At 64.3% G+C, this 20750-nt stretch carries 19 protein-coding genes; 9 read left to right on the top strand and 10 right to left on the bottom strand.

Annotation, left to right across the window (positions count from 1 at the left end; all coding sequences use genetic code 11):
• Positions 1 to 4: 4 nt before the first annotated feature.
• Positions 5 to 640 (bottom strand): invasion associated locus B family protein, encoded by a 636-nt coding sequence (locus FXV83_RS10865; protein WP_148739169.1) that lies wholly within the window; start codon positions 638 to 640, stop codon positions 5 to 7.
• A 116-nt stretch (positions 641 to 756) separates the two neighbouring features.
• Positions 757 to 1596: an SDR family oxidoreductase gene (locus FXV83_RS10860; RefSeq protein ID WP_148739168.1), complete on the bottom strand. Its 840-nt coding sequence runs from the start codon at positions 1594 to 1596 to the stop codon at positions 757 to 759.
• Between the two features lie 249 nt (positions 1597 to 1845).
• On the opposite strand from FXV83_RS10860, the gene FXV83_RS10855 reads away from it, so the two are divergent.
• From FXV83_RS10855 to FXV83_RS10845, 3 genes are all read left to right on the top strand, one after another.
• Positions 1846 to 2820, top strand: a complete 975-nt coding sequence (locus tag FXV83_RS10855; protein WP_148739167.1) for an NADPH:quinone oxidoreductase family protein — start codon at positions 1846 to 1848, stop codon at positions 2818 to 2820.
• A 314-nt stretch (positions 2821 to 3134) separates the two neighbouring features.
• Entirely contained in the window at positions 3135 to 3989 is an 855-nt protein-coding gene (locus FXV83_RS10850) for a hypothetical protein (protein WP_148739166.1), read from the top strand.
• A gap of 18 nt (positions 3990 to 4007) precedes the next feature.
• Entirely contained in the window at positions 4008 to 5162 is a 1155-nt protein-coding gene (locus FXV83_RS10845) for a TAXI family TRAP transporter solute-binding subunit (RefSeq protein ID WP_148739165.1), read from the top strand.
• 204 nt (positions 5163 to 5366) lie between these two features.
• Here FXV83_RS10845 and FXV83_RS10840 read toward each other — a convergent pair whose 3' ends face one another.
• On the bottom strand, positions 5367 to 5747 hold the full coding sequence (locus FXV83_RS10840; protein WP_148739164.1) for a YkvA family protein: 381 nt from the start codon (positions 5745 to 5747) through the stop codon (positions 5367 to 5369).
• A 90-nt stretch (positions 5748 to 5837) separates the two neighbouring features.
• Positions 5838 to 6152 carry a 4a-hydroxytetrahydrobiopterin dehydratase gene (locus FXV83_RS10835; protein WP_148739163.1) on the bottom strand — a complete coding sequence of 105 codons (315 nt, stop codon included), beginning with the start codon at positions 6150 to 6152 and terminating at the stop codon, positions 5838 to 5840.
• A 151-nt stretch (positions 6153 to 6303) separates the two neighbouring features.
• Between FXV83_RS10835 and FXV83_RS10830 the strand changes: the two genes are divergently transcribed.
• The 3 genes from FXV83_RS10830 to typA all read left to right on the top strand — a co-directional run bounded on the left by FXV83_RS10830 (position 6304) and on the right by typA (position 11620).
• Positions 6304 to 7749 carry a TAXI family TRAP transporter solute-binding subunit gene (locus tag FXV83_RS10830; RefSeq protein WP_148739162.1) on the top strand — a complete coding sequence of 482 codons (1446 nt, stop codon included), beginning with the start codon at positions 6304 to 6306 and terminating at the stop codon, positions 7747 to 7749.
• 107 nt (positions 7750 to 7856) lie between these two features.
• On the top strand, positions 7857 to 9398 hold the full coding sequence (locus tag FXV83_RS10825; protein ID WP_148739161.1) for an alkaline phosphatase D family protein: 1542 nt from the start codon (positions 7857 to 7859) through the stop codon (positions 9396 to 9398).
• A 395-nt stretch (positions 9399 to 9793) separates the two neighbouring features.
• Positions 9794 to 11620 carry a translational GTPase TypA gene (typA, locus tag FXV83_RS10820; protein ID WP_148739160.1) on the top strand — a complete coding sequence of 609 codons (1827 nt, stop codon included), beginning with the start codon at positions 9794 to 9796 and terminating at the stop codon, positions 11618 to 11620.
• A 59-nt stretch (positions 11621 to 11679) separates the two neighbouring features.
• Here the strand turns inward: typA and FXV83_RS10815 are convergent, their stop codons facing one another.
• From FXV83_RS10815 to ccmA, 5 genes are all read right to left on the bottom strand, one after another.
• Positions 11680 to 12264, bottom strand: a complete 585-nt coding sequence (locus FXV83_RS10815) for a DsbE family thiol:disulfide interchange protein (protein ID WP_148739159.1) — start codon at positions 12262 to 12264, stop codon at positions 11680 to 11682.
• Entirely contained in the window at positions 12261 to 12470 is a 210-nt protein-coding gene (ccmD, locus tag FXV83_RS10810; protein ID WP_148739158.1) for a heme exporter protein CcmD, read from the bottom strand. Before ccmD ends, FXV83_RS10815 begins: the two co-directional genes overlap by 4 nt.
• Positions 12467 to 13258 (bottom strand): heme ABC transporter permease, encoded by a 792-nt coding sequence (locus FXV83_RS10805; protein ID WP_148739157.1) that lies wholly within the window; start codon positions 13256 to 13258, stop codon positions 12467 to 12469. Before FXV83_RS10805 ends, ccmD begins: the two co-directional genes overlap by 4 nt.
• Positions 13259 to 13334: 76 nt before the next feature.
• A complete protein-coding gene (gene ccmB, locus FXV83_RS10800) occupies positions 13335 to 14003 on the bottom strand; it encodes a heme exporter protein CcmB (protein ID WP_148739156.1) in 669 nt (222 codons plus the stop codon).
• 298 nt (positions 14004 to 14301) lie between these two features.
• The gene (gene ccmA, locus FXV83_RS10795) at positions 14302 to 14904 is read right to left on the bottom strand and encodes a heme ABC exporter ATP-binding protein CcmA (protein ID WP_148739155.1); all 603 of its coding nucleotides are present in this window, start codon (positions 14902 to 14904) and stop codon (positions 14302 to 14304) included.
• Between the two features lie 254 nt (positions 14905 to 15158).
• Here ccmA and acnA point away from each other — a divergent pair, with 254 nt between their 5' ends.
• The 3 genes from acnA (at position 15159) to FXV83_RS10780 (ending at position 19973) form a co-directional block, all read left to right on the top strand.
• Complete coding sequence (gene acnA, locus FXV83_RS10790) at positions 15159 to 17879, top strand: aconitate hydratase AcnA (RefSeq protein WP_148739154.1); 2721 nt, start codon at positions 15159 to 15161, stop codon at positions 17877 to 17879.
• Between the two features lie 231 nt (positions 17880 to 18110).
• Positions 18111 to 18893 (top strand): DUF1223 domain-containing protein, encoded by a 783-nt coding sequence (locus tag FXV83_RS10785; RefSeq protein ID WP_148739153.1) that lies wholly within the window; start codon positions 18111 to 18113, stop codon positions 18891 to 18893.
• Between the two features lie 708 nt (positions 18894 to 19601).
• A complete protein-coding gene (locus FXV83_RS10780; protein WP_148739152.1) occupies positions 19602 to 19973 on the top strand; it encodes a DUF2794 domain-containing protein in 372 nt (123 codons plus the stop codon).
• Positions 19974 to 20081: 108 nt separating this feature from the next.
• Here the strand turns inward: FXV83_RS10780 and FXV83_RS10775 are convergent, their stop codons facing one another.
• Entirely contained in the window at positions 20082 to 20612 is a 531-nt protein-coding gene (locus FXV83_RS10775; RefSeq protein ID WP_148739151.1) for a GNAT family N-acetyltransferase, read from the bottom strand.
• Positions 20613 to 20750 lie beyond the last annotated feature (138 nt).

The following is a 20750-nucleotide window of genomic DNA, read 5'->3' as shown; positions in this document are numbered from 1 at the left end:
AGTCTTAACGCTTGCAGTCCTGCGAGATCCGGTCCAGCGCCTGGGCGAGGCCCTTCAGCGAGAAGGTGTCGGTCGTCTCGGTTCCCTTGGCCGAGACGCCCTTGACCACGAGATCGGCGGACTTGCGCATGGCTTCGACCATGCGCTCCTCCTCGGCCGCGTTTTTGATCCAGAGGCCATCGCCCTGCGTGTACATGGCGTAGGAGGCGCCGCCGACCTCCGCAGTCGATTCCGCGCCCGGCTTCAACGCGTAGCCGATCATGACCGAGACCTCGTTATTCACCTTCTCGGACGGCCGGGTCGAGACGAAGGCATAGGCGGGGTCACGCGGCCGATTCGGCGGGTTGGTCTTCGATGACGACGGCTTTGCCAGCGCGAAGCAGACTTTCTTGCCATTGGGGGTCGCCGCATAGGCGCCCCAGGTCCCGAACTGGCCGATCAGCGTCGGCTCCGCCCCGCCCGCAACTGCCGCGGGAGGAGCCGCAGGCTTGCTCTCGGGCTTTGCGGCCGTCTTTGCTGCCGGAGCCGGCGACTTCGGTGCGGCCTTCGGCGCCGGTTGCGCCGTCTGCGCCCGCGCAAGATCGGCAATCCCGCACGTCCCCATGCCGATCATCAAAGCAAAAGATAGCACCCGCCACATGCTGGAGTGGTTCCCTCAATATTGTGACTGGAAGATGGCCCGGTCGCGCTTTGTCCCCGGCTCTGGGATAGCCGGGAAAGTTCAATTTGGGAAGGCAGTTAGCGGGCTGGCAGCCGCTAGCCACGGGACCGCGCGGCGCGCTGCTCGGCCCATTGCGCCTCGGTCCAGTGCAGCAGGTCCTCGGCGCCGGAACTGCGCAAATGCGCGCCGCCATCGATCACCACCATCTCGCCGTTGATGTAGCCGGCGCGGTCCGAAATCAGGAAGCTGGCCAGATCGGCAAGCTCGCCGTGCTCGCCGGTGCGGCCAAGCGGGTTGCGCGCGGTCCAGCCTTCATCGCGGCCCTCTGGGCGGAGTTGCCCGGAGGCGCCGTCGGTCGGGAACGGGCCCGGCGCGATCGCGACGGTGCGGATGCCCTTCGGGCCCCACTCCACTGCGAGACTTTTGGTCATCGCTAGCATCGCTGACTTCGCCATCGCCGAGGGCACGGTGAAAGCGCGGCCGGTGATGGTCGAGGTCGAGAGGATCGAAAGCACGACGCCGTTGTGCGTGCCCTCGATCCAGCGCTTGCCGGCTGCGAGCGTGCAATACATCGCGCCATGCAGGGTCGGCGCAAGGATAGCGTCCGCTGCGCGGAACGACAGATGCTCGCTCTGCGCGATAAAGGTCGCGGCAGCGTTGTTGACGAGGATGTCGAGTGGCGCCTCATGCCAGATCGCGTCCATCATGCCGTCGACGGCGGCGCCGTCGCGGATGTCGCACGCAATCGTCGTGACCTTGCCGCCGGTCTGCGCGCGCATCTCGGTCGCGGTTGCCCCGAGCCGGTCGAGCTTGCGGCCGCAGATGACGAGCTCGGCGCCGAGACCGAGGAAGCGCCGCCCCATCGCGGCGCCGAGACCGGAGCCGCCGCCGGTAACGAGGACGCGCTTGTCCTTGAGCAGACCTGTTTCAAACATCGTTTGAATCCCTGGTATTTCCAAATGCTCCGTCATTGCGAGCGAAGCGAAGCAATCCAGACTATTTCCGCGGCACGGTTTCTGGATTGCTTCGCTTCGCTCGCAATGACGAGAGGATAGGCCGGCGCGTTCCAATAGACAAAGAAACCGGATTGTCGCGCGTCCCTAAATCCGGCAGAAACGGGCAAACTATAATTCCATCGAAACGCCAAGTGCCGTCTCAGCACGTGCTCTCAAGAAGGTGCCGCCATGAAAGCCATCCTCTGCTCGCAATATTGCCAGCCCGACGATCTCGTGCTCACTGAGATGCCGGATCCGGTGGCGGGGCCCGGCGAGGCCGTAATCGCGATCAAGGCGGCGGCGCTGAACTTCTTCGACATCCTGATGATCCAGGGCAAGTACCAGGTCAAGCCACCGTTCCCGTTCTCGCCGGCCGCGGAAGTTGCGGGCGTGATCGAAAGCATCGGCCCCGGCGTCACTGATCTGAAGGTCGGCGATCGCGTCGTCGCGTCCTGCGGCCATAACGGTGCGCGCGAAAAGATCGCGCTGCCGGCGGCATCGATCGTGAAGATTCCGGATAGTCTCGATTACGATCGTGCGGCGGGCATCATCATCATCTACGGCACTGCGCTGCATGCGCTGGAAGATCGCGCCAGCCCGAAGCCGGGCGAGACGCTTGCGGTGCTCGGCGCGGCCGGTGGCACTGGCCTGGCGGCTTGCGAGCTCGGCAAGCTAATGGGCTTGAAGGTGATCGCCTGCGCCTCGTCGGACGAGAAGCTTGAATTCGCCAAGGCGCATGGCGCCGAGCTGACGCTGAACTACGGCAAGGAAGATCTCAAGGAAGGCCTGCGCAGGCTCACGGGCGGCAAGGGTGTCAATATCATCTTCGATCCGGTCGGTGGTGCTTACGCCGAGCAGGCGTTGCGCTCGATCGCCTGGGAAGGCCGCTTCCTCGTGATCGGCTTTGCCGCCGGCGACATTCCGAAAATGCCGCTGAACCTCGCGCTGCTGAAGGGCTGTGACATCCGCGGCGTGTTCTGGGGCGCGTGGACGCGGCTCAACCCGGAGAAGAATCGCGCCAATCTCGAGAAGCTCGTAAGGTGGACGGCGGAAGGAAAAATCTCGTCGCATGTCGATCGCACCTTCCCCTTGGCGCAGACCGCGGACGCGCTGAAGGTGCTCGCGGGGCGTCAGGCGATGGGCAAGGTGATTTTGCATCCGTGAGGATGCAGGCGACGCCGCCGTCGCCGCATACAATTGTCGTCACGCGAAACGCTGGCGTCGCTGAAGCTGCGCCGGCTTTTTTGTTCGCCGTCAGATGGTAAAACATCGTCAACCATTGCCGCCAAAATTGCGGTGCATTCCCCGCGTCGCCCTAATCAAACCCCAATATCTCCCGATTCGCACAAATCGCGGTCGCTTTTTGGGCGGATTCAAACTGCGATTTACCGGCTCCAGTTTGCGGGGAACTTCTGGACAACAACAAAAAGACTGAAGCCGAATGCCCCTGCGTTGCGTGAGGTATGGGGAGCATCACCATGGAGACGACGGCGCACCGCCCGTCCAGGGAATCGAGGGCGTTCGATTCCGATCAAGCTGCATCACATTCGTCCGTTGCGTCCTATGTCCGTGCGCGCGCCGCACGGGTCGATCTGTCACCGGACGATCCAATTCCACTATTCCTGTCCGATCCGCTCGGTGCGCCGGACCCAGGCGAATATACCCCGCTGGGGCCGCCTCCCCGAGCCAGACTTGTCCGGCGCGTTGTCGCTGCCGCTCTCGCGGCATCCACTCTGGTAATTCTGGCCGCGCTGTTTCAGTCCGACCTTAGCAGCATCTTCGCCGATGCCGGTGGCTTGGCGGGCGTCGCGCTGGACCAGGCGATGGCGTCGGCTAACGCGCCGGCCGTACCGCAGACCCCGCGCGAGGATCTGGCGCGCGCGGCGACCGACACACGGCTGGCGAGCGCTGACGCACAGGATCTCCCTGCACCGTCAACGCCGAGCCGCGAAGCGATCGCGACCGCCTATCAGACCGCGCTGCAAGCCCAAACGCCCATGGCTTTGCCCGCGCCGGTCGCGGAGCCACTTGCGCCCCCTCCGCCCGCCAGGACACTCGATGCCGACACGCTGGCCGGGCTGATGGCGCGCGCGAAGAGTCTGTTGGCGGTCGGCGACATTGCCGCGGCGCGTCTGCTTCTCGAACGCGCGGCCAATGCACAGGATGCAACGGCCGCGTTTCTGCTGGCGCAGACCTATGACCCGGCCGTGCTCGGCACCAGCGACGCGCGGCGCATCTCCGCTGACGCGACCGCCGCGCGCGACTGGTACCAAAAGGCCGCGGAACTCGGATCGGCGGAGGCGCGGCAGCGCCTTGCCCAGCTTCAGAACTAGAACTGTTTAGGGGACATCATGCGTAACGCTTTGGGAATGGCGCTTGCCGCCATCATGACCATCTGTGCCTTCGCGGCACGCGCCGAGCAGGCCGAATATGACCCGGCCAAAGTCTCGGACGGCCTGAAAGCCATCTTCCAGTTCGGCTCGACCTCAACCAAGCAGGCGCTGAACGCCAACACCGTCACGGTGATCACCGGCACGATCGGCGGCACCTATGTGCAATTCGGCGCCGACCTCGCCTCCGTGCTCGACGACGGCAACAAGATCCGCGTGCTGCCAATCGTCGGCCGAGGCTCGGTACAGAGCGTTGCCGACATCCTGTTCCTGCAAGGCGTCGACCTCGGCGTCGTGCGCGCCGACACGCTCGACTATCTCGAACGCAAGGGCTTCGCCAAGGACATCAAGCGGCAGTTCACTTATGTGTCCAAGCTCTACAACGAAGAGATGCAGGTGATCGCGCCGAAATCGGTCGCGACCCTACAGGATCTGGAAGGCAAGACGGTCAGCGTCGACCTGCCGAACGGCGGCACCTTCGTCACCGCGCTCACCGTGTTCGAGCGGCTCGGGATCAAGGCGAAATTCGTCTATGTCGAGCAGCGCATCGCGATGGAGAAACTGAAGGGCGGCGAGATCGACGCCGTCATCGTGGTCGGCGGCAAACCGTACAAGTCAGTCTCGACCTTCGGCAATGACGGTCGCTTCCACCTCGCGCGCGTGGATTATGCAAAGCCGCTACAGGGCGACTATCTGCCCGCGACGCTGACCGCCAAGGACTATCCGAACCTGATCAAGGACGGCGAGAGCGTGGACACCATTGCTGTGCCGGCGGTGCTCGCGGCCTATAATTGGGCGCCCAACACCGAGCGCTACCGCAAGCTTGCGCTGTTCGTGGATGCGTTCTTCACGAAATTCCCGACGCTGCAGAACCCGCCTTTCCATCCCAAGTGGAAGGAAGTCTCGCTCGCGGCACCCCTGACGGGCTGGAATAGATTGCCGGTGGCGCAGCAATGGCTCGACCGGCACGGCGTCGAGCCGGTGACGCAGCAGCGCTTCGAGGCGTTCCTGAAGCAGAGCGCCGCGGGCGCAAAGGTGTCCGACGCGGACAAGGAAACGCTGTTCAAGCAATTCCAGACCTGGGACGCGGAGAATGCGCGGGGGCAGAAGAAGTAGCGGCTGGTCACGCACTCGATGTCATCGTCCGGCTTGACCGGGCGATCCAGTACTCCGTGACGTCAGTGATTGAATCGAGAAGCCGCGGCGTACCGGATTCCCCGCCTGACGCCTTCGCTAAAGCTTCGGCGCCCCTGGACCTCAACCCCGGCGAAGCCTTGGCGGAGCGGGGTCGCAGGGAATGACAACAGAGCAAATGGCTCGCTACGCCGCTCCCGCCCCATCCACCCCACGCTTCAGCGCGGCGCGGGCGGCTTCGCGGTGTTCGGTCGTGATGTGGCTGGCGACCATGCGAATGGCAGTGGCGAGCACGGCGGCGTCGTCGGTGAAGCCGAGGATCGGCATCACGTCGGGGACGAAGTCGAACGGCAGGATGAAATAGGCGATCGCGCCTAACAGGGATGCCTGGACATGGCGCGGCGTCGCTTTGTCGAACGCGCAGTAATAGGCAGCGACCAGATCTTCGGCGAACGGCAGATGCGCGGCGACGCGCTTCAGCTTGCGCCAGAAGCGGCGGCGCACGCTCTCCCGGTCTTCCGCGAGCCGATCGGCCGGCTCGAAGCCGACGCTGTGTTCGGCGGCCATGTCGAAAAACTCCCCGTTCAGCCAGGGACGGCGGATCGCCGCATCCGGTGCTGGTCACAACATGGGGATGCGCCTGGTCGCTGCAAGACGTCAGCCCGGTGTCAGCTTGGCGATGGCGTTCATTGCCTTGGCGAGCCTGATGTCGAGCTCCGTCACGCCGCCGGCGTCATGGGTGGAAAGCACCACCTCGACTGTCTTGTAGACGTTGCGCCATTCGGGGTGGTGGTCCATCTTCTCGGCGATCAGCGCCGCGCGGGTCATGAAACCGAAAGCCTCGTTGAAATCCTTGAAGATGAAGGTCTTCCCGATGGCGTCGCGGCCTTGAAGCTCGCCTTGAACCTCGGTCCAGCCCGCTATGTCGCCCAGCGCCTGCTTGCGCGCCTCCGCCGTTAGCCGCTCTGCCATGATCGCCTCCGTCATTCAGGGGAACTTTACCCTAACTCCGCACGGACGGTCCCGGTTCATCGGGATTTCGTCGATCCGCTAACCATGAAGGGAATGTAACCCCGCCGGACAAGAAATTTGCTACAGTTGCCAGCGTAAATCGCTGGCCAAGATGAAATTGAGCCTCAAGCGCTTGTTTGGGAGATCGATGACCGGGGGATTGGACCTGGCCGAAGCGCCCTCTCCGCCTTCGCCGCGATCCGCGGCGCGGAAGACGGCACTCGTGACTCTCGCGCTCGTGCTCGCGATCCTCGGCGCGCTTGTCGGTGGCTACTACTTCGCGATGCGGCCGGTGATACTCAAAGTCGCGGTCGGGCCGGCCAACAGTGATGACGTCAAGGTCGTGCAGGCGCTGACCCAGGCCTTCGCGCAGAACAAGAGCTATGTGCGGCTACGTCCGATCCAGACCGACGGCGCCACCGCGAGCGCCGCATTGCTGGCGGAGGGCAAGGCCGATCTCGCCATCGTCCGCGGCGATCTCGACGTGCCGAAGAACGCGCAGGCCGTTGCGACCCTGCGCAAGAACGTCGTGGTGCTGTGGTCCGTGCCCGGCAAGGGCAAGAAGAAGGGCGCCAAGATCACCAAGATCGCGCAGCTCGCCGGCCATCGCGTCGGCGTGGTCGGCCGCACCCAGGCCAACGTCAACCTGCTTAAGGTGGTCCTCCAGCAATACGGTGTCGATCCCGCCAAGGTCGAGATCGTGCAATTCCCGGCCAATGAAGCCGCCGAGGCGATCCGCACCCAGAAGGTCGATGCCTATCTCGCCGCAGGTCCAGTCAACAGCAAGATCACGGCGGAAGCAATTGCGGCCTCCACAAAGGATGTCGGAACGCCGACCTTTCTCGCGATCGATTCCGCCGATGCGATTGCTCAGAACCATCCGGTCTATGAGGCGGCTGAAATTCCCGCCGGCACCTACGGCGGCTCGCCCGATCGTCCCGACGACGAGGTCAAGACCATCAGCTTCTCGCATCACATCGTGGCGCGCAAAGCCTTGTCGGAGACCACCGTCGCGGCGTTCACGCGTCAGCTTTTCGCGGTGCGCCAGCAGCTGGTGACGGAGTTCCCGCTCGCCGCCAAGATCGAAACGCCCGACACCGACAAGGATGCCGTGATTCCCGTGCATCCCGGTGCCGCTGCCTTCGTCGACGGCGAGGAAAAGACCTTCCTGGACAAATACAGCGATTACATCTGGTGGAGCCTGATGGCGCTCTCGGCCATGGGCTCGCTCGGCGCATGGTTCGCCGGCTACCTGAAAAAGGATGAGCGCAACACCAACAGCCATCTGCGCGAAAGGCTTTTCGACATGATCGCCGCAGCGCGGAAGAGCGAAACGACCGAAGAGCTCGATCAGATGCAGACCGAAGCCGACGAGATCCTGCGCGATACGCTGCACTGCTTCGATCACGGCGCGATCGAGGAAAGCGCGCTCACCGCCTTCAACATCGTGCTCGAACAGTTCCACGCCGCGGTGGCCGATCGCAAGGCGGTGCTGTTCAGCCTGCCGCAGAACCTGCAACGCGCCGCCGGGCAATTCCGGGCCGCCGGCAACGCGTAAACGCTTGCGCGTAATCGCTGCGTCACATTGTCTCAATATAGCGTCTGAGTTCATCGTGACGGCTTGCGCCTCGCCAGCCGTCCAGCGCGATATCGGGACCATCTCCCATGAAGCTCAAATTCTCCCGCCGCCGTTTCCTCGCCACCAGCGCCGGTGCGCTCGGTGCGCTCGCCATGCCTCGCCTGTCGCGCGCGGCCGACCGGCCGCTGGTGACCCATGGCGTGCAGTCCGGCGACGTCACTGTCGATGGCGGCGTGGTCTGGGCGCGGGCCGACCGTCCCTCGCACATGTTGGTCGAGGTGGCGACGACGGAGTCATTCAAGGACGCCCGTGCGCTGCCGCCGGTCGCAGCAATGCCCGAGAGCGACTTCACGGCGAAGATGCTGATCGAGGATCTTCCCAGCGGACAGGATATCTTCTACCGCGTCCGCTTCCGCGATCTCTCGCACACCGCAATCGAGGGCGAGCCGGTGGTCGGCCGCTTCCGCACCGCTCCGTCCGATCGCCGCGACGTCAGCTTCGTCTGGGGCGGCGATGTCGCCGGCCAAGGCTGGGGCATCAATCCCGATGACGGCGGCATGTTCACCTTCGCAGCGATGCGCAAACACCGTCCGGATTTCTTCCTGCATTCCGGCGATACGATCTATGCCGACGGCCCGATCGCATCCGAGGTGAAGCTCGCCGACGGCAAGATCTGGAAGAATGTCACGATCCCCGAGAAGGCAAAGGTCGCCGAGACGCTGGACGAGTACCGTGCCGCGCACAAATACAATCTCACTGACGACAATCTTCGCGCCTTCAATGCCGAGGTGCCGATCTTCGTGCAGTGGGACGATCACGAGGTGACCAACAACTGGTCGCTGTCGAAGGAGCTGCCGGCGATCTACAAGGAGCGCGACGTCATGCTGCTCGCGGCCCGCGCGGGCCGCGCCTTCCACGAGATGTATCCGATGCGCGAGAGCATCAATGAGCCGGGCCGGGTCTATCGGCAGATTTCCTACGGCCCGCATCTCGACGTGTTCGTGCTCGACGAGCGCAGCTATCGCGGCCCGAACGGCGCCAATCTCGACACCGCTTACGGTCCCGCCAGCTACTTCCTCGGCCCCGACCAGATCGCCTGGCTCAAGCGCGGCCTGCTCAACTCGCGCGCCACCTGGAAGGTGATTGCCTCCGACATGCCGCTCAGCCTAATCGTATCGGACACGCCGAAAGGCGGTTCGGAGGCTTTTGCGCAAGGCGACGGTCCGGTACGCGGCCGCGAATTCGAGATCGCCGACATCCTGCGCTTCATCAAGATGGCGCCGATCAGCAACACGGTGTGGCTGACCGCGGATGTGCACTACGCCGCTGCGCATTATTACGATCCGAACAAGGCGCAGTTCCAGGATTTTGAGCCGTTCTGGGAATTCGTCTCGGGCCCGCTGCATGCGGGCACTTTCGGTCCGAATGCGCTCGACAACACCTTTGGACCGGAGGTGCGCTTCATCAAGGCGCCGGGGAAGGGCAACCAGAACCTGCCGCCATCCGCCGGCATGCAGTTCTTCGGTCACGTCAAGATCGACGGCGCCTCCGGCCAGATGACGGTGACCTTACGCGACCGTGCCGATGTTGCGCTGTGGTCGACCACGCTGGATCCGAAATCCGCCTGAAGCCGATGTCAGGATCCGCGCATCCCTAGCGGCTTCCAGCCCATCGGCAGACGCGTCCGTGTACCAAAGTGGCCGAGCTAGTGGATCGCAGCTCGGCGCTGGGCTGATCGGGCGGTCATTTGCGGCGCCATGGCCCGGATTAAGCCCAGGGCCGGCCCTAAGCCCCGGGAATTCCCGGACAAAATTCAGTCAACCAACCGCGAAAGAACGCATTGTTTTTTGGCGTTTTTTGCATATATTGCGCCGCAACGCAGGGTGCCCGGTCGAAATAGCCGGGCCTCCTTTTAGGGCGGAAAGCGCCCGTTTTCCTGTTTCCAGCGTTGTCCGAGAAGAGGTCCCGGTCCGACCGGCGAGATCGCGCTTAACCCATTGTTCGACCGCAAAGAAGCTCACTCATGAACCTCCGCAACGTTGCCATCATCGCCCACGTCGACCACGGCAAAACCACGCTCGTCGACCGCCTGCTCCAGCAATCCGGGACCTATCGCGAGAACCAGAAGGTCACTGAGCGCGCCATGGACTCCAACGATCTGGAGCGCGAGCGCGGCATCACCATTCTGGCCAAGGCGGCGTCGGTGCAGTGGAAGGATACCCGCATCAACATCGTCGACACCCCCGGCCACGCCGATTTCGGCGGCGAGGTCGAGCGCATCCTCAACATGGTGGATGGCGCGCTGGTGCTGGTGGACGCCGCGGAAGGCCCGCTGCCGCAGACCAAGTTCGTGGTCTCCAAGGCGCTCAAGGTCGGTCTCAAGCCAATCGTCGTCATCAACAAGGTCGACCGCCCCGACGCGCGCCCGACCGAAGTCATCAACGAGGTGTTCGACCTGTTCGCGGCGCTCGACGCCAGCGAGGAGCAGCTCGATTTCCCGATTCTGTATGGATCGGCCAAGCAGGGCTGGATGGCTGAGAGCCCCGACGGCTCCCACGATGCCGGTATGCAGCCGCTGTTCGACCTGATCGTGCGCCATGTCGCGCCGCCGACCGTCGAGGAAGGCCCGTTCCGCATGATCGGCACCATCCTCGAAGCCAACCCCTATCTCGGCCGCATCATCACCGGCCGCATCACTTCGGGCTCGATCAAGCCGAACCAGGCCGTGAAGGTCCTGGGCGCCGACGGCAAGACCATCGAGCAGGGCCGCATCACCAAGATCCTGGCATTCCGCGGCATCGAGCGCACGCCGCTCGATGAAGCCGATGCCGGCGACATCGTTGCGATTGCGGGCCTCACCAAGGGCACCGTCGCCGACACCTTCTGCGATCCCTCCGTCGAGGTGCCGCTGCCGGCACAGCCGATTGATCCGCCGACCGTGTCGATGTCGTTCATCGTCAATAACTCGCCGCTCGCCGGCACCGAAGGCGACAAGGTGACCTCGCGCATGATCCGCGACCGCCTGCTGCGCGAGGCCGAAGGCAATGTCGCGCTACGCGTCGTCGAAGCCTCCGACAAGGACGCGATGGAAGTCTCCGGCCGCGGCGAATTGCAGCTCGCGATCCTGATCGAAACCATGCGCCGCGAGGGCTTCGAGCTCTCGGTGTCGCGTCCGCGCGTCGTGCTGCAGAAGGACGAGGCCACCGGTGCGTGGCAGGAGCCGATCGAAGAGGTCGTGATCGACGTCGACGAGGAGCATTCCGGCGTCGTCGTGCAGAAGATGAGCGAGCGCAAGGCCGAGATGATCGAGATGCGCCCCTCCGGCGGCAACCGCCTGCGGCTGGTGTTCTACGCGCCGACCCGCGGCCTGATCGGCTATCAGGGCGAGCTTTTGACCGACACCCGCGGCACCGCGATCATGAACCGCATCTTCCACGGCTACGCCGGCTACAAGGGCGAGATCCAGGGCCGCCGCAACGGCGTCTTGATCTCCAACGACCAGGGCGACGCGGTGGCCTACGCCATGTTCAAGCTGGAAGACCGCGGTCCGATGATGATCGAACCGGGCTGGAAGGTCTACAAGGGCATGATCGTCGGCGAGCACACCCGCGACAACGATCTCGAGATCAACGTGCTCAAGGGCAAGCAGCTCACCAACATCCGCACCACGTCGAAGGACGAAGCGGTGCGCCTGACGCCGCCGATCCGGATGACGCTGGAAAAGGCGCTCGCCTATATCGAGGACGACGAGCTCGTCGAGGTCACGCCGAAGTCGATCCGCCTGCGCAAGAAGCACCTCGACCCGAACGAGCGCAAGCGCGCGGAGAAGGCCAAGGAAGCTGTAGCGTAAGCTGAGCTCTTCACCAAAAACGGTCATGCCCTGCCTTCGCGGGGCATGACGATACTTTCCTATTTCAACGCCTTGTCCAGCTGCGGCAGCAGGACGGTCCGCAAATTGTCCGGCGTGATCGGTCCGACCAGCTTGTAGACAATGGTGCCTTCGCGTCCGACGACGAAGGTCTCGGGCACGCCGTACACTCCCCATTCGATCGAGGCGCGGCCATTGGCGTCAGTGCCGACGCGGCCGAACGGATTGCCGTAGCGGCCGAGGAAGCGCCGCGCGTTGTCCGGTGCATCCTTGTAGTTGATGCCGATGAGCTGGAAGCGCTTGTCCTTTGCCAGCTCGGTCAAGAGCGGCGCCTCGTCATGACAGGGCACACACCACGACGCCCAGACATTGACCAGGCTCACCTTGCCTTTGAACGCGGCCGCATCGAGGCCCGGCACTGGCGCGCCGTTGTCCTGCAACCCATCGAGCGGCGGCAACATGGTCTGCGGCGCCGGCCGCCCGATCAGCGCCGAAGGGATGCGCGAGGGATCGCCGCTGCCGAGCCGCAACCAGAACAGCAGCGCCAGGACGAGGAAGGCGATCAACGGCAGCACCATCAGGAAGGTGCGTCGCTGCGGCGTCGCGGAAGTCGATTGATCGCTCATGTGATCGTTCTTGTGATCGTTCTTGGCGTATCCGTCGCGCTGCGGCCCGAGCGACGAGTGATGCCGCTGCGATCAAGCTCGCGCAGGCGCCGGGTCTGGCTGCGATGGTCGAGCACGACCCAGCCGATCAGGATCGCCACCACGAGGGCCGCGGCGGCGTAGGATGTCACGATGAAGGACGCGTAGGGGCCGAGCGATGTCATCATGCTGTCCCGGCTCCTTTTGACGCGCTGCCTTCACGCGGACCGGCGCCCAATTCGCTCGAAAACGCTATACGGCTCGCCTGGATCATTTGCAGCGAGCGGACTCGGCGGCGCAGGATCTCGTTGCGCATCGCCGCCAGGTGCAGCGTGACGAACAGCAGCGTGAACGCGATCGCCATCACCAGCAGCGGAATCAGGAACGATCTGTCGAGCGCCGGGCCGCCCATGCGCATCACCGAGGCCGGCTGGTGCAGCGTGTTCCACCAGTCGACCGAGAACTTGATGATGGGCAGGTTGATCGCGCCGACCAGGGTCAGCACTGCCGCGGCGCGGGCGGCGCGCGCGGGATCGTCGACCGCGCGCCACAACGCCATCAACCCGAGATACATCAGGAACAGGATCAGCACCGAGGTCAGCCGCGCGTCCCATTCCCAATAAGTGCCCCACATCGGCCGGCCCCACAGCGATCCCGTGAGCAGCGCGAGGAAGGTGAAGGCGGCGCCGATCGGAGCTGCGGCCTTCGCGGCGACGTCGGCGAGCGGATGCCGCCACACCAGCGTGCCGAGCGAGGCGATGCTCATCACTCCCCAGACGAACATCGACAGCCAGGCGTTGGGGACGTGGATGAACATGATCTTCACCGTCGCGCCCTGCTGGTAATCGTCGGGCGCAACAGCGGACTGATAGAGGCCGATCGCGAGCAGGGCGACGGTCGCGGCCGCAAGCCACGGCAACACCCGCGCCGTCAGCGCGAGGAACCGTGTCGGATTGGCAAGGTCGATCAGCGTCATGGTATTCTGATAATCGCCGGTGGCCGCTCAGGCAATCAGCATGAAAGTCCGTAGCGAAAATTGATCGGGGTCAAGGTCAGTCCAGCCCATGCTTCAGGCTCGCCGCCGCGGCGAAGGGGCCGACCACGAGGCTGACCAGCGACAGCGCGCAGAGGATCGAGAACGGCGCGCCGAACGACATCGGCCCCACGATGGCGGCCTGCGACGCCGCAACCCCGAAGATCAGTACGGGAATCGACAGCGGCAGCACCAAAACCGCCATCAACAGCCCGCCGCGATGCAGCGTCACCGCCAGCGCGGCGCCGATCATGCCGGTGAAGGTCAAGGCCGGGGTGCCGGCCAGCAGCGTCAGCGCCACCGCGCCGGTCGCGACCATGTCGAGGTTGAGCAGCAGGCCGAGCACGGGGGTTGCGATGATCAGCGGCAGGCCGGCCGCCAGCCAATGCGCCAGCGCCTTGGCGGCACAGGCCAGTTCCAGCGGTGTCCGGCTCATCGCGATCAGGTCGAGCGAGCCGTCCTCATGGTCGGCCATGAACAGCCGGTCGAGGGTCAGGAGGCTGGCCAGCAGCGCCCCCAGCCAGAGAATGGCCGGCCCGAGCCGCGACAACAGCGCAAGGTCCGGTCCAACGGCGAACGGCATCAGCACTACCACGGTCAGGAAGAACAGCACGCCAATCAGCGCCCCGCCCCCGACGCGAAGCGCGATCCGGATGTCCCTGCGAATGAGGGCGGCGAGGGCAGTCATGGGGTGCTCCCATCAAGCCGCAAGGGCGGTGCGCTCCCTCCCCCGCTTGCGGGGGAGGGTTGGGGAGAGGGTATATCCGCGTCGGGATTATTGAGGATTGCGGAGAACGTCCCTGCGCGGCGAGAGCCCTCACCCGCCGCGCTCTGCGAGCGCGTCGGCCTCTCCCGCAAGCGGGAGAGGCGAAGCAACCCCGCGGACAAGCTCCGTGAAACCCATAGGCGATTGCCGTCCCCCAAGCGGGGGGAGGGAACGGATGGGCCAGAACCTGGCCGCTTGGAAAACTGAGGGTGCGTGAACTTCATGCCGTCCCCCCGATCCGCAGCTCGCGCGATTCGATGCCGAGCGGCGCGTGGGTGGCGGCGATGATCAGACCGCCGCGGGCGAGATGGTCGCGCATCAGGCCGCCGAACATGTCCTGGCCGGCGACGTCCAGCGCCGTGGTCGGCTCGTCCAGCAGCCAGACCGGGCGGTGGACCGTGAGCAGGCGGGCCAGCGAGAGCCGGCGGCGCTGTCCCGCCGACAGGAACGCGGCTGGCAGATCGCTGGCGTGGTCGAGGCCGACGGCGGCGAGGCTCTCGGCCGCGTCAAAACGCTCTCCGCCCAGGAAATCAGCCCAGAATGACAGGTTTTCCGCCACGCTCAGCGCCGGCTTCAGGGCATCGCGATGGCCGAGATAGTGGCACTGCTCGGGCAGCGTCAGCTCGGCATCGCCCCCCGCCAGTGCGATCGTGCCGCCGGCCGGAATGAGCAGGCCCGCGATCAGCCGCAGCAGCGACGTCTTGCCCGATCCGTTGCGGCCGACGACGGCGATTGCTTCCCCGGCCGCCGCGTCGAAATCGAGCCCGGTAAACACCTCGCGGCCGCCCCGCACGCATGTGAGCCCGCTGCCGCAAAGCCGCATTTCTCCGCGTGCTGAAGCTCTCAAGAGAGGCCCCACGGAAACCCTAAGTAAATCTTGGGGTAGCGCATCAGAATTTTTGGCTCGCGAATTGCTGCGGTACGATTGTGGCTGTGGCGGCGCGGTTAGAAAGCTTCTATAAGCCCGGAACTACTTGATGCAGCAACTCAACCTGCCCCTGCAAGCGACCCGGCCGGACTCGCTGACGGTGTTAAAATACCCCTTGCCGGGTATAACTAACAATTGGGATTCCCTTCATGACCTCGCTCGACAGCTTCAAATGCAAAAAGACCCTCAAGGTCGGCGCCAAGACCTATGTCTATTACAGCCTGCCCACGGCCGAGAAGAATGGTTTGAAGGGAATTTCCAAGCTTCCCTATTCGATGAAGGTCCTGCTCGAGAACCTCTTGCGCAATGAGGACGGCCGCTCGGTCAAGAAAGCGGACATCGTCGCGGTATCGAAATGGCTGCGCAAGAAGTCGCTTGAGCATGAGATCGCGTTCCGTCCCGCCCGCGTGCTGATGCAGGATTTTACCGGCGTGCCGGCGGTGGTCGATCTCGCCGCGATGCGCAACGCGATGCAGAAGCTCGGCGGCGATGCGGAGAAGATCAATCCGCTGGTGCCGGTCGATCTTGTCATCGACCACTCCGTGATCGTGAACTTCTTCGGTGACAACAGGGCCTTCGGCAAGAACGTCACCGAGGAATACAAGCAGAACCAGGAGCGCTACGAGTTCTTGAAGTGGGGCCAGAAGGCGTTCTCGAACTTCTCCGTGGTACCGCCCGGCACCGGCATCTGTCACCAGGTCAATCTCGAATATCTTTCCCAGACGGTCTGGACCAAGAAGGAGAAGATGACGGTCGGAAAGAAGACCGGCACCTTCGAGGTCGCCTATCCCGACTCGCTCGTCGGCACCGACTCCCACACCACGATGGTCAACGGTCTCGCCGTGCTCGGCTGGGGCGTCGGCGGCATCGAGGCGGAAGCCTGCATGCTCGGCCAGCCGCTGTCGATGCTGCTGCCCAACGTCGTCGGCTTCAAGCTCAAGGGTGCGATGAAGGAAGGCGTCACCGCGACCGACCTCGTGCTCACCGTGACGCAGATGCTGCGCAAGCTCGGCGTGGTCGGCAAGTTCGTCGAGTTCTTCGGTCCCGGCCTCGACCATCTCTCGGTCGCCGACAAGGCGACCATCGCCAACATGGCGCCCGAATACGGCGCGACCTGCGGTTTCTTCCCGGTCGACGCTGCCGCGATCGATTATCTCAAGACCTCCGGCCGAGCGTCGGCGCGTGTCGCGCTGGTGCAGGCCTATGCCAAGGCGCAGGGCCTGTTCCGCACCGCCAAGTCGGCGGACCCGGTGTTCACCGAGACCCTCACGCTCGACCTCGGCGACGTCGTGCCCTCGATGGCCGGCCCAAAGCGCCCCGAAGGCCGCATCGCGCTACCCGCGGTGGCCGAAGGGTTTTCGCTCGCGCTCAGCACCGAGTACAAGAAGGCGGAGGAGCCCGCAAAACGCTTCGCGGTCGAGGGCAAGAAGTTCGATATCGGCCACGGCGACGTCGTCATCGCCGCCATCACCTCCTGCACCAACACCTCGAATCCGAGCGTGCTGATCGGCGCCGGACTGCTGGCGCGTAACGCTGTAGCCAAGGGCCTCAAGGCAAAGCCGTGGGTGAAGACCTCGCTTGCCCCGGGCAGCCAGGTGGTCGCGGCCTATCTCGCCGATTCCGGTCTCCAGACCGACCTCGACAAGGTCGGCTTCAACCTGGTTGGCTTCGGCTGCACCACCTGCATCGGCAATTCCGGTCCGCTGCCCGAGGAGATCTCGAAGTCGATCAACGACAATGGCATCGTCGCAGCAGCCGTGCTCTCCGGTAACCGCAACTTCGAGGGCCGCGTCTCGCCGGACGTGCAGGCGAACTACCTGGCCTCGCCGCCGCTCGTCGTCGCCCACGCGCTGGCCGGCAGCGTGACCAAGAACCTTGCCGTCGAGCCGCTCGGCGAAGGCAAGGACGGCAAGCCGGTGTACCTCAAGGACATCTGGCCGACGACCAAGGAGATCAACGCCTTCATGAAGAAGTTCGTGACCGCGTCGATCTTCAAGAAGAAGTACGCCGACGTGTTCAAGGGCGACACCAACTGGCGCAAGATCAAGACGGTCGAGAGCGAGACCTACCGCTGGAACATGAGCTCGACCTATGTGCAGAACCCGCCCTATTTCGACGGCATGAAGAAGGAGCCGGAGCCGGTCACCGATATCGTCGAGGCGCGCATCCTCGCCATGTTCGGCGACAAGATCACCACCGACCACATTTCGCCGGCCGGTTCGATCAAGCTCACCTCGCCCGCGGGCAAGTATCTCAGCGAGCACCAGGTGCGCCCCGCCGACTTCAACCAGTACGGCACGCGGCGCGGCAACCATGAAGTGATGATGCGCGGCACCTTCGCCAACATCCGCATCAAGAACTTCATGCTCAAGGGCGCCGATGGCAACATTCCCGAAGGCGGTCTCACCAAGCATTGGCCCGACGGCGAGCAGATGTCGATCTACGATGCCGCGATGAAGTACCAGCAGGAGCAGGTGCCGCTGGTGGTGTTTGCCGGCGCCGAATACGGCAATGGCTCATCGCGCGACTGGGCGGCGAAGGGCACCCGCCTGCTCGGCGTCCGCGCCGTGATCTGCCAGAGCTTCGAGCGCATCCACCGCTCCAACCTGGTCGGAATGGGCGTGCTGCCGCTGACCTTCGAGGAAGGTACCTCCTGGTCGTCGCTCGGTCTGAAGGGTGACGAGAAGGTCACGCTGCGCGGCCTCGCCGGCGATTTGAAGCCGCGTCAGAAGCTGACCGCGGAAATCGTCTCCGGCGACGGCTCGCTGCAGCGCGTTTCGCTGCTTTGTCGCATCGATACGCTGGACGAGCTCGACTACTACCGCAACGGCGGGATCCTGCACTATGTGCTGCGCAAACTCGCGGCGTGAGCGCGGATTTGTGATCAGTGGCTCACTGCGAAGTGAGTAGAAGGTTAAACGAAGGCGGCCTATCACAAGGCCGCCTTCGCGCGTTTGCGGCAGCTTCAGACGGCCCGCCCGGCGAAATATCTCGCCTTGGATGGTTGCCTGGGCGTTTGAATGTGACGCGTCCGTAAGACTAAGGTGACCATCCGGCGGTAAAATTTCCCTTCTCACGAGCAATGGTGTGCGGCGTACGACATGACAGCAATGACGGCTTCCCATCTGGTTTCGCGTTGGTCCGGTGCCCTCTGGTCGGGAGCACTTGGTATCTGTGCGATCGTCGCCGTCATCCGTCCTGCCGAGGCTGACCCTCGCGCGGTGGTCGAGCTCTTCACCTCGCAGGGCTGCTCATCCTGCCCGCCTGCCGACAAGATCATCGGCGACCTCTCCAGTGACCCCTCGATCATCGCGCTGAGCATGCCGATCGATTATTGGGACTATCTCGGCTGGAAGGACACGCTGGCGGATTCGCGCTTCTCTGCACGCCAGCGCGCCTATTCGCGCATGCGCGGGGACCGCGAGGTCTATACGCCGCAGGCCGTGGTCAACGGCTCCACGCACGTCATCGGCAGCGACCGTGCCGGCATCGAAAGCGCCATCGGCAAGACCGACAAGGGCCCCGGCGTGATGAGCGTGCCGGTATCGATGTCGCTTTCGGGCAAGCAGATCAACGTCTCGGTGGCCGCGAGCAAGGAGCCTGTGGTCTCGCACGGCGAGGTCTGGATCTGCTCGGTCGCCAGGTCGGTGCCGATCACAATCACCCGCGGCGAAAATCGCGGGCAGCAGGTCACCTATCACAACGTCGTGCGCAACCTGCTCAAGGTCGGTGATTGGACCGGACAGTCGGAAAGCTGGACGGTGCCGATCGAAAACCTCACCCGCGACGGTGTCGACGGTGCGGTGGTCTATGTCCAGGACGGCAGCCACGAGAAGCCGGGACCGATGCTGGGCGCCGCGTATACGTCGCTGTCGCTGCACTGATTCGATTCTCCCCAAGCGTCTTCGATCCCCAAGCGTCGTACTCGCTCGCAATCCTCATGATGAGGAGCGCGCCCTTGCGCGCGTCTCGAACCATGCAGGTCCGGCCGATGCAGCTCGGCCTCGATCCTTCGAGACGCCGCGCAGGCGCGGCCCTCAGGATAAGGGGAAAGAGTGCGCGTAAGCCCGTCCCAGGAAACTTGGTCTCTCGTCATTCCGGGGCGTGCGAACGCGAACCCGGAATCCATTTCTCATCTCGGAAAATGGATCGATGGATTCCGGGCTCGCGCGTTTGCGCACCCCGGAATGACAGCAAGCAGGACACATCCCGGCACAAACAAAAAAGGACCAACTTGCGTTGGCCCTCCTTGTCGCGCGTACAGACCCGATCCTGACGACCCCGGGGGGCTGGGGGCTGAGGAATCCGGAACCGAAAGGACCGGGTCAACGCACACCTATCTTTTCGCAATGCAGGGCGGCAGTCGCTAGGCGGAAAAGCGGCGATACTATGATTCTCGCTAACGATCCCGTGACGGTTTGCCGCTGGGAAGTTCCACTGTTGCGTGTGGGCTGGTTGGCGCCTGATTGGCCGGTTTGGGCGGGAGCCCCTTGCAGAGGCGAACCGTTGGCGCAATCATGCAGCCGTCATGATCCGCGGTTCCGAGGACGGTCTTCGCGGACGCGACTATGCTCTGCAACAGGAGGCGCTCCATGGGTCTGATGTCGGAGGATGCCGATCCGAGCGAGCAGCGCGCGGTGGCGCGTCCGGCCGCTGCCAATGCCCAGCCTGGCCGGGTGACGTTCAATCGGCTCGAGCTGCACCGCATCCTCAATCTCTACGGCCGCATGGTCGCCGACGGTGAGTGGCGCGACTACGCCATCGACTTCCTCAAGGACCGTGCCGTGTTCTCGGTCTTTCGCCGCGCTTCCGAGGTACCGATCTATCGCATCGAGAAAGACCCGAGGCTTGCGCGCAAGCAGGGCATGTACAGCGTGATCTCTGCGACCGGCCTGATCCTGCGCCGCGGCCATGAGCTGGAGCGTGTGCTACTGGTGATCGACCGCAAGCTGGCGGTGGTTTAGAGCGGCGTAGGGTAGGCAAAGCGAAGCGTGCCCACCACCTACCAACGGGATCACGGAGAGACGGTGGGCACGGCGCTGCGCGCCTTTGCCCACCCTACAAGACCGAGCTTACTTCCCCGGTACCGTGCTCGCGCCTTCGCCAAGATCGCGCTGCATCATCACCGTATCGAGCCAGCGGCCGAACTTCAGCCCGACACTGGGATGCGTGCCGATCATCTGGAAGCCGCCCTTGGTATGCACGGCGATCGAGCCGGCATTGGCGGAATCGCCGATGACCGCGATCATCTGGCGGAACCCGCGGGCCTCGCATTCGATGATCAGCCGTTCCAGCAACAATAGCCCGATGCCGCGACGGTGGAAGGACGGATCGAGATAGATCGAGTTCTCGACCGTGAAACGATAGGCCGGCCGGGGCCGGTACGCGCCGGCATAGGCATAGCCGGCGACGCGCCCGTCGAGCATGGCGACGAAATAGGGATAGCCGCCGTCGATCAGCGCGCGATAGCGGCGCGTCATCTCGGTAAGGTCGGGCGGCTCCAGCTCGAAGGTCGCGGTGCCGTGGCGGACCGCATGCTCGTAGATGGCGGTGATGGCGGGAAGGTCGGCCTCGGTCGTGGGCCTGATTTCAGGTGCGGACATGGGGGCGAGATTAGAGCGTTCCCACGGCGGCTGGAAGAGGCGAACGGCGCTTCCACATACTCCGTCATTGCGAGAAGCCCTTGCGACGAAGCAATCCAGAAATGCATCCGCGGAGGCGGTCTGGATTGCTTCGCTGCG

Source organism: Bradyrhizobium hipponense, from assembly GCF_008123965.1.
Taxonomy (GTDB): Bacteria; Pseudomonadota; Alphaproteobacteria; order Rhizobiales; family Xanthobacteraceae; genus Bradyrhizobium; species Bradyrhizobium hipponense.
Note: the sequence above shows the minus strand (reverse complement) of the source record. Positions and strands in the feature narration are given on the sequence as shown.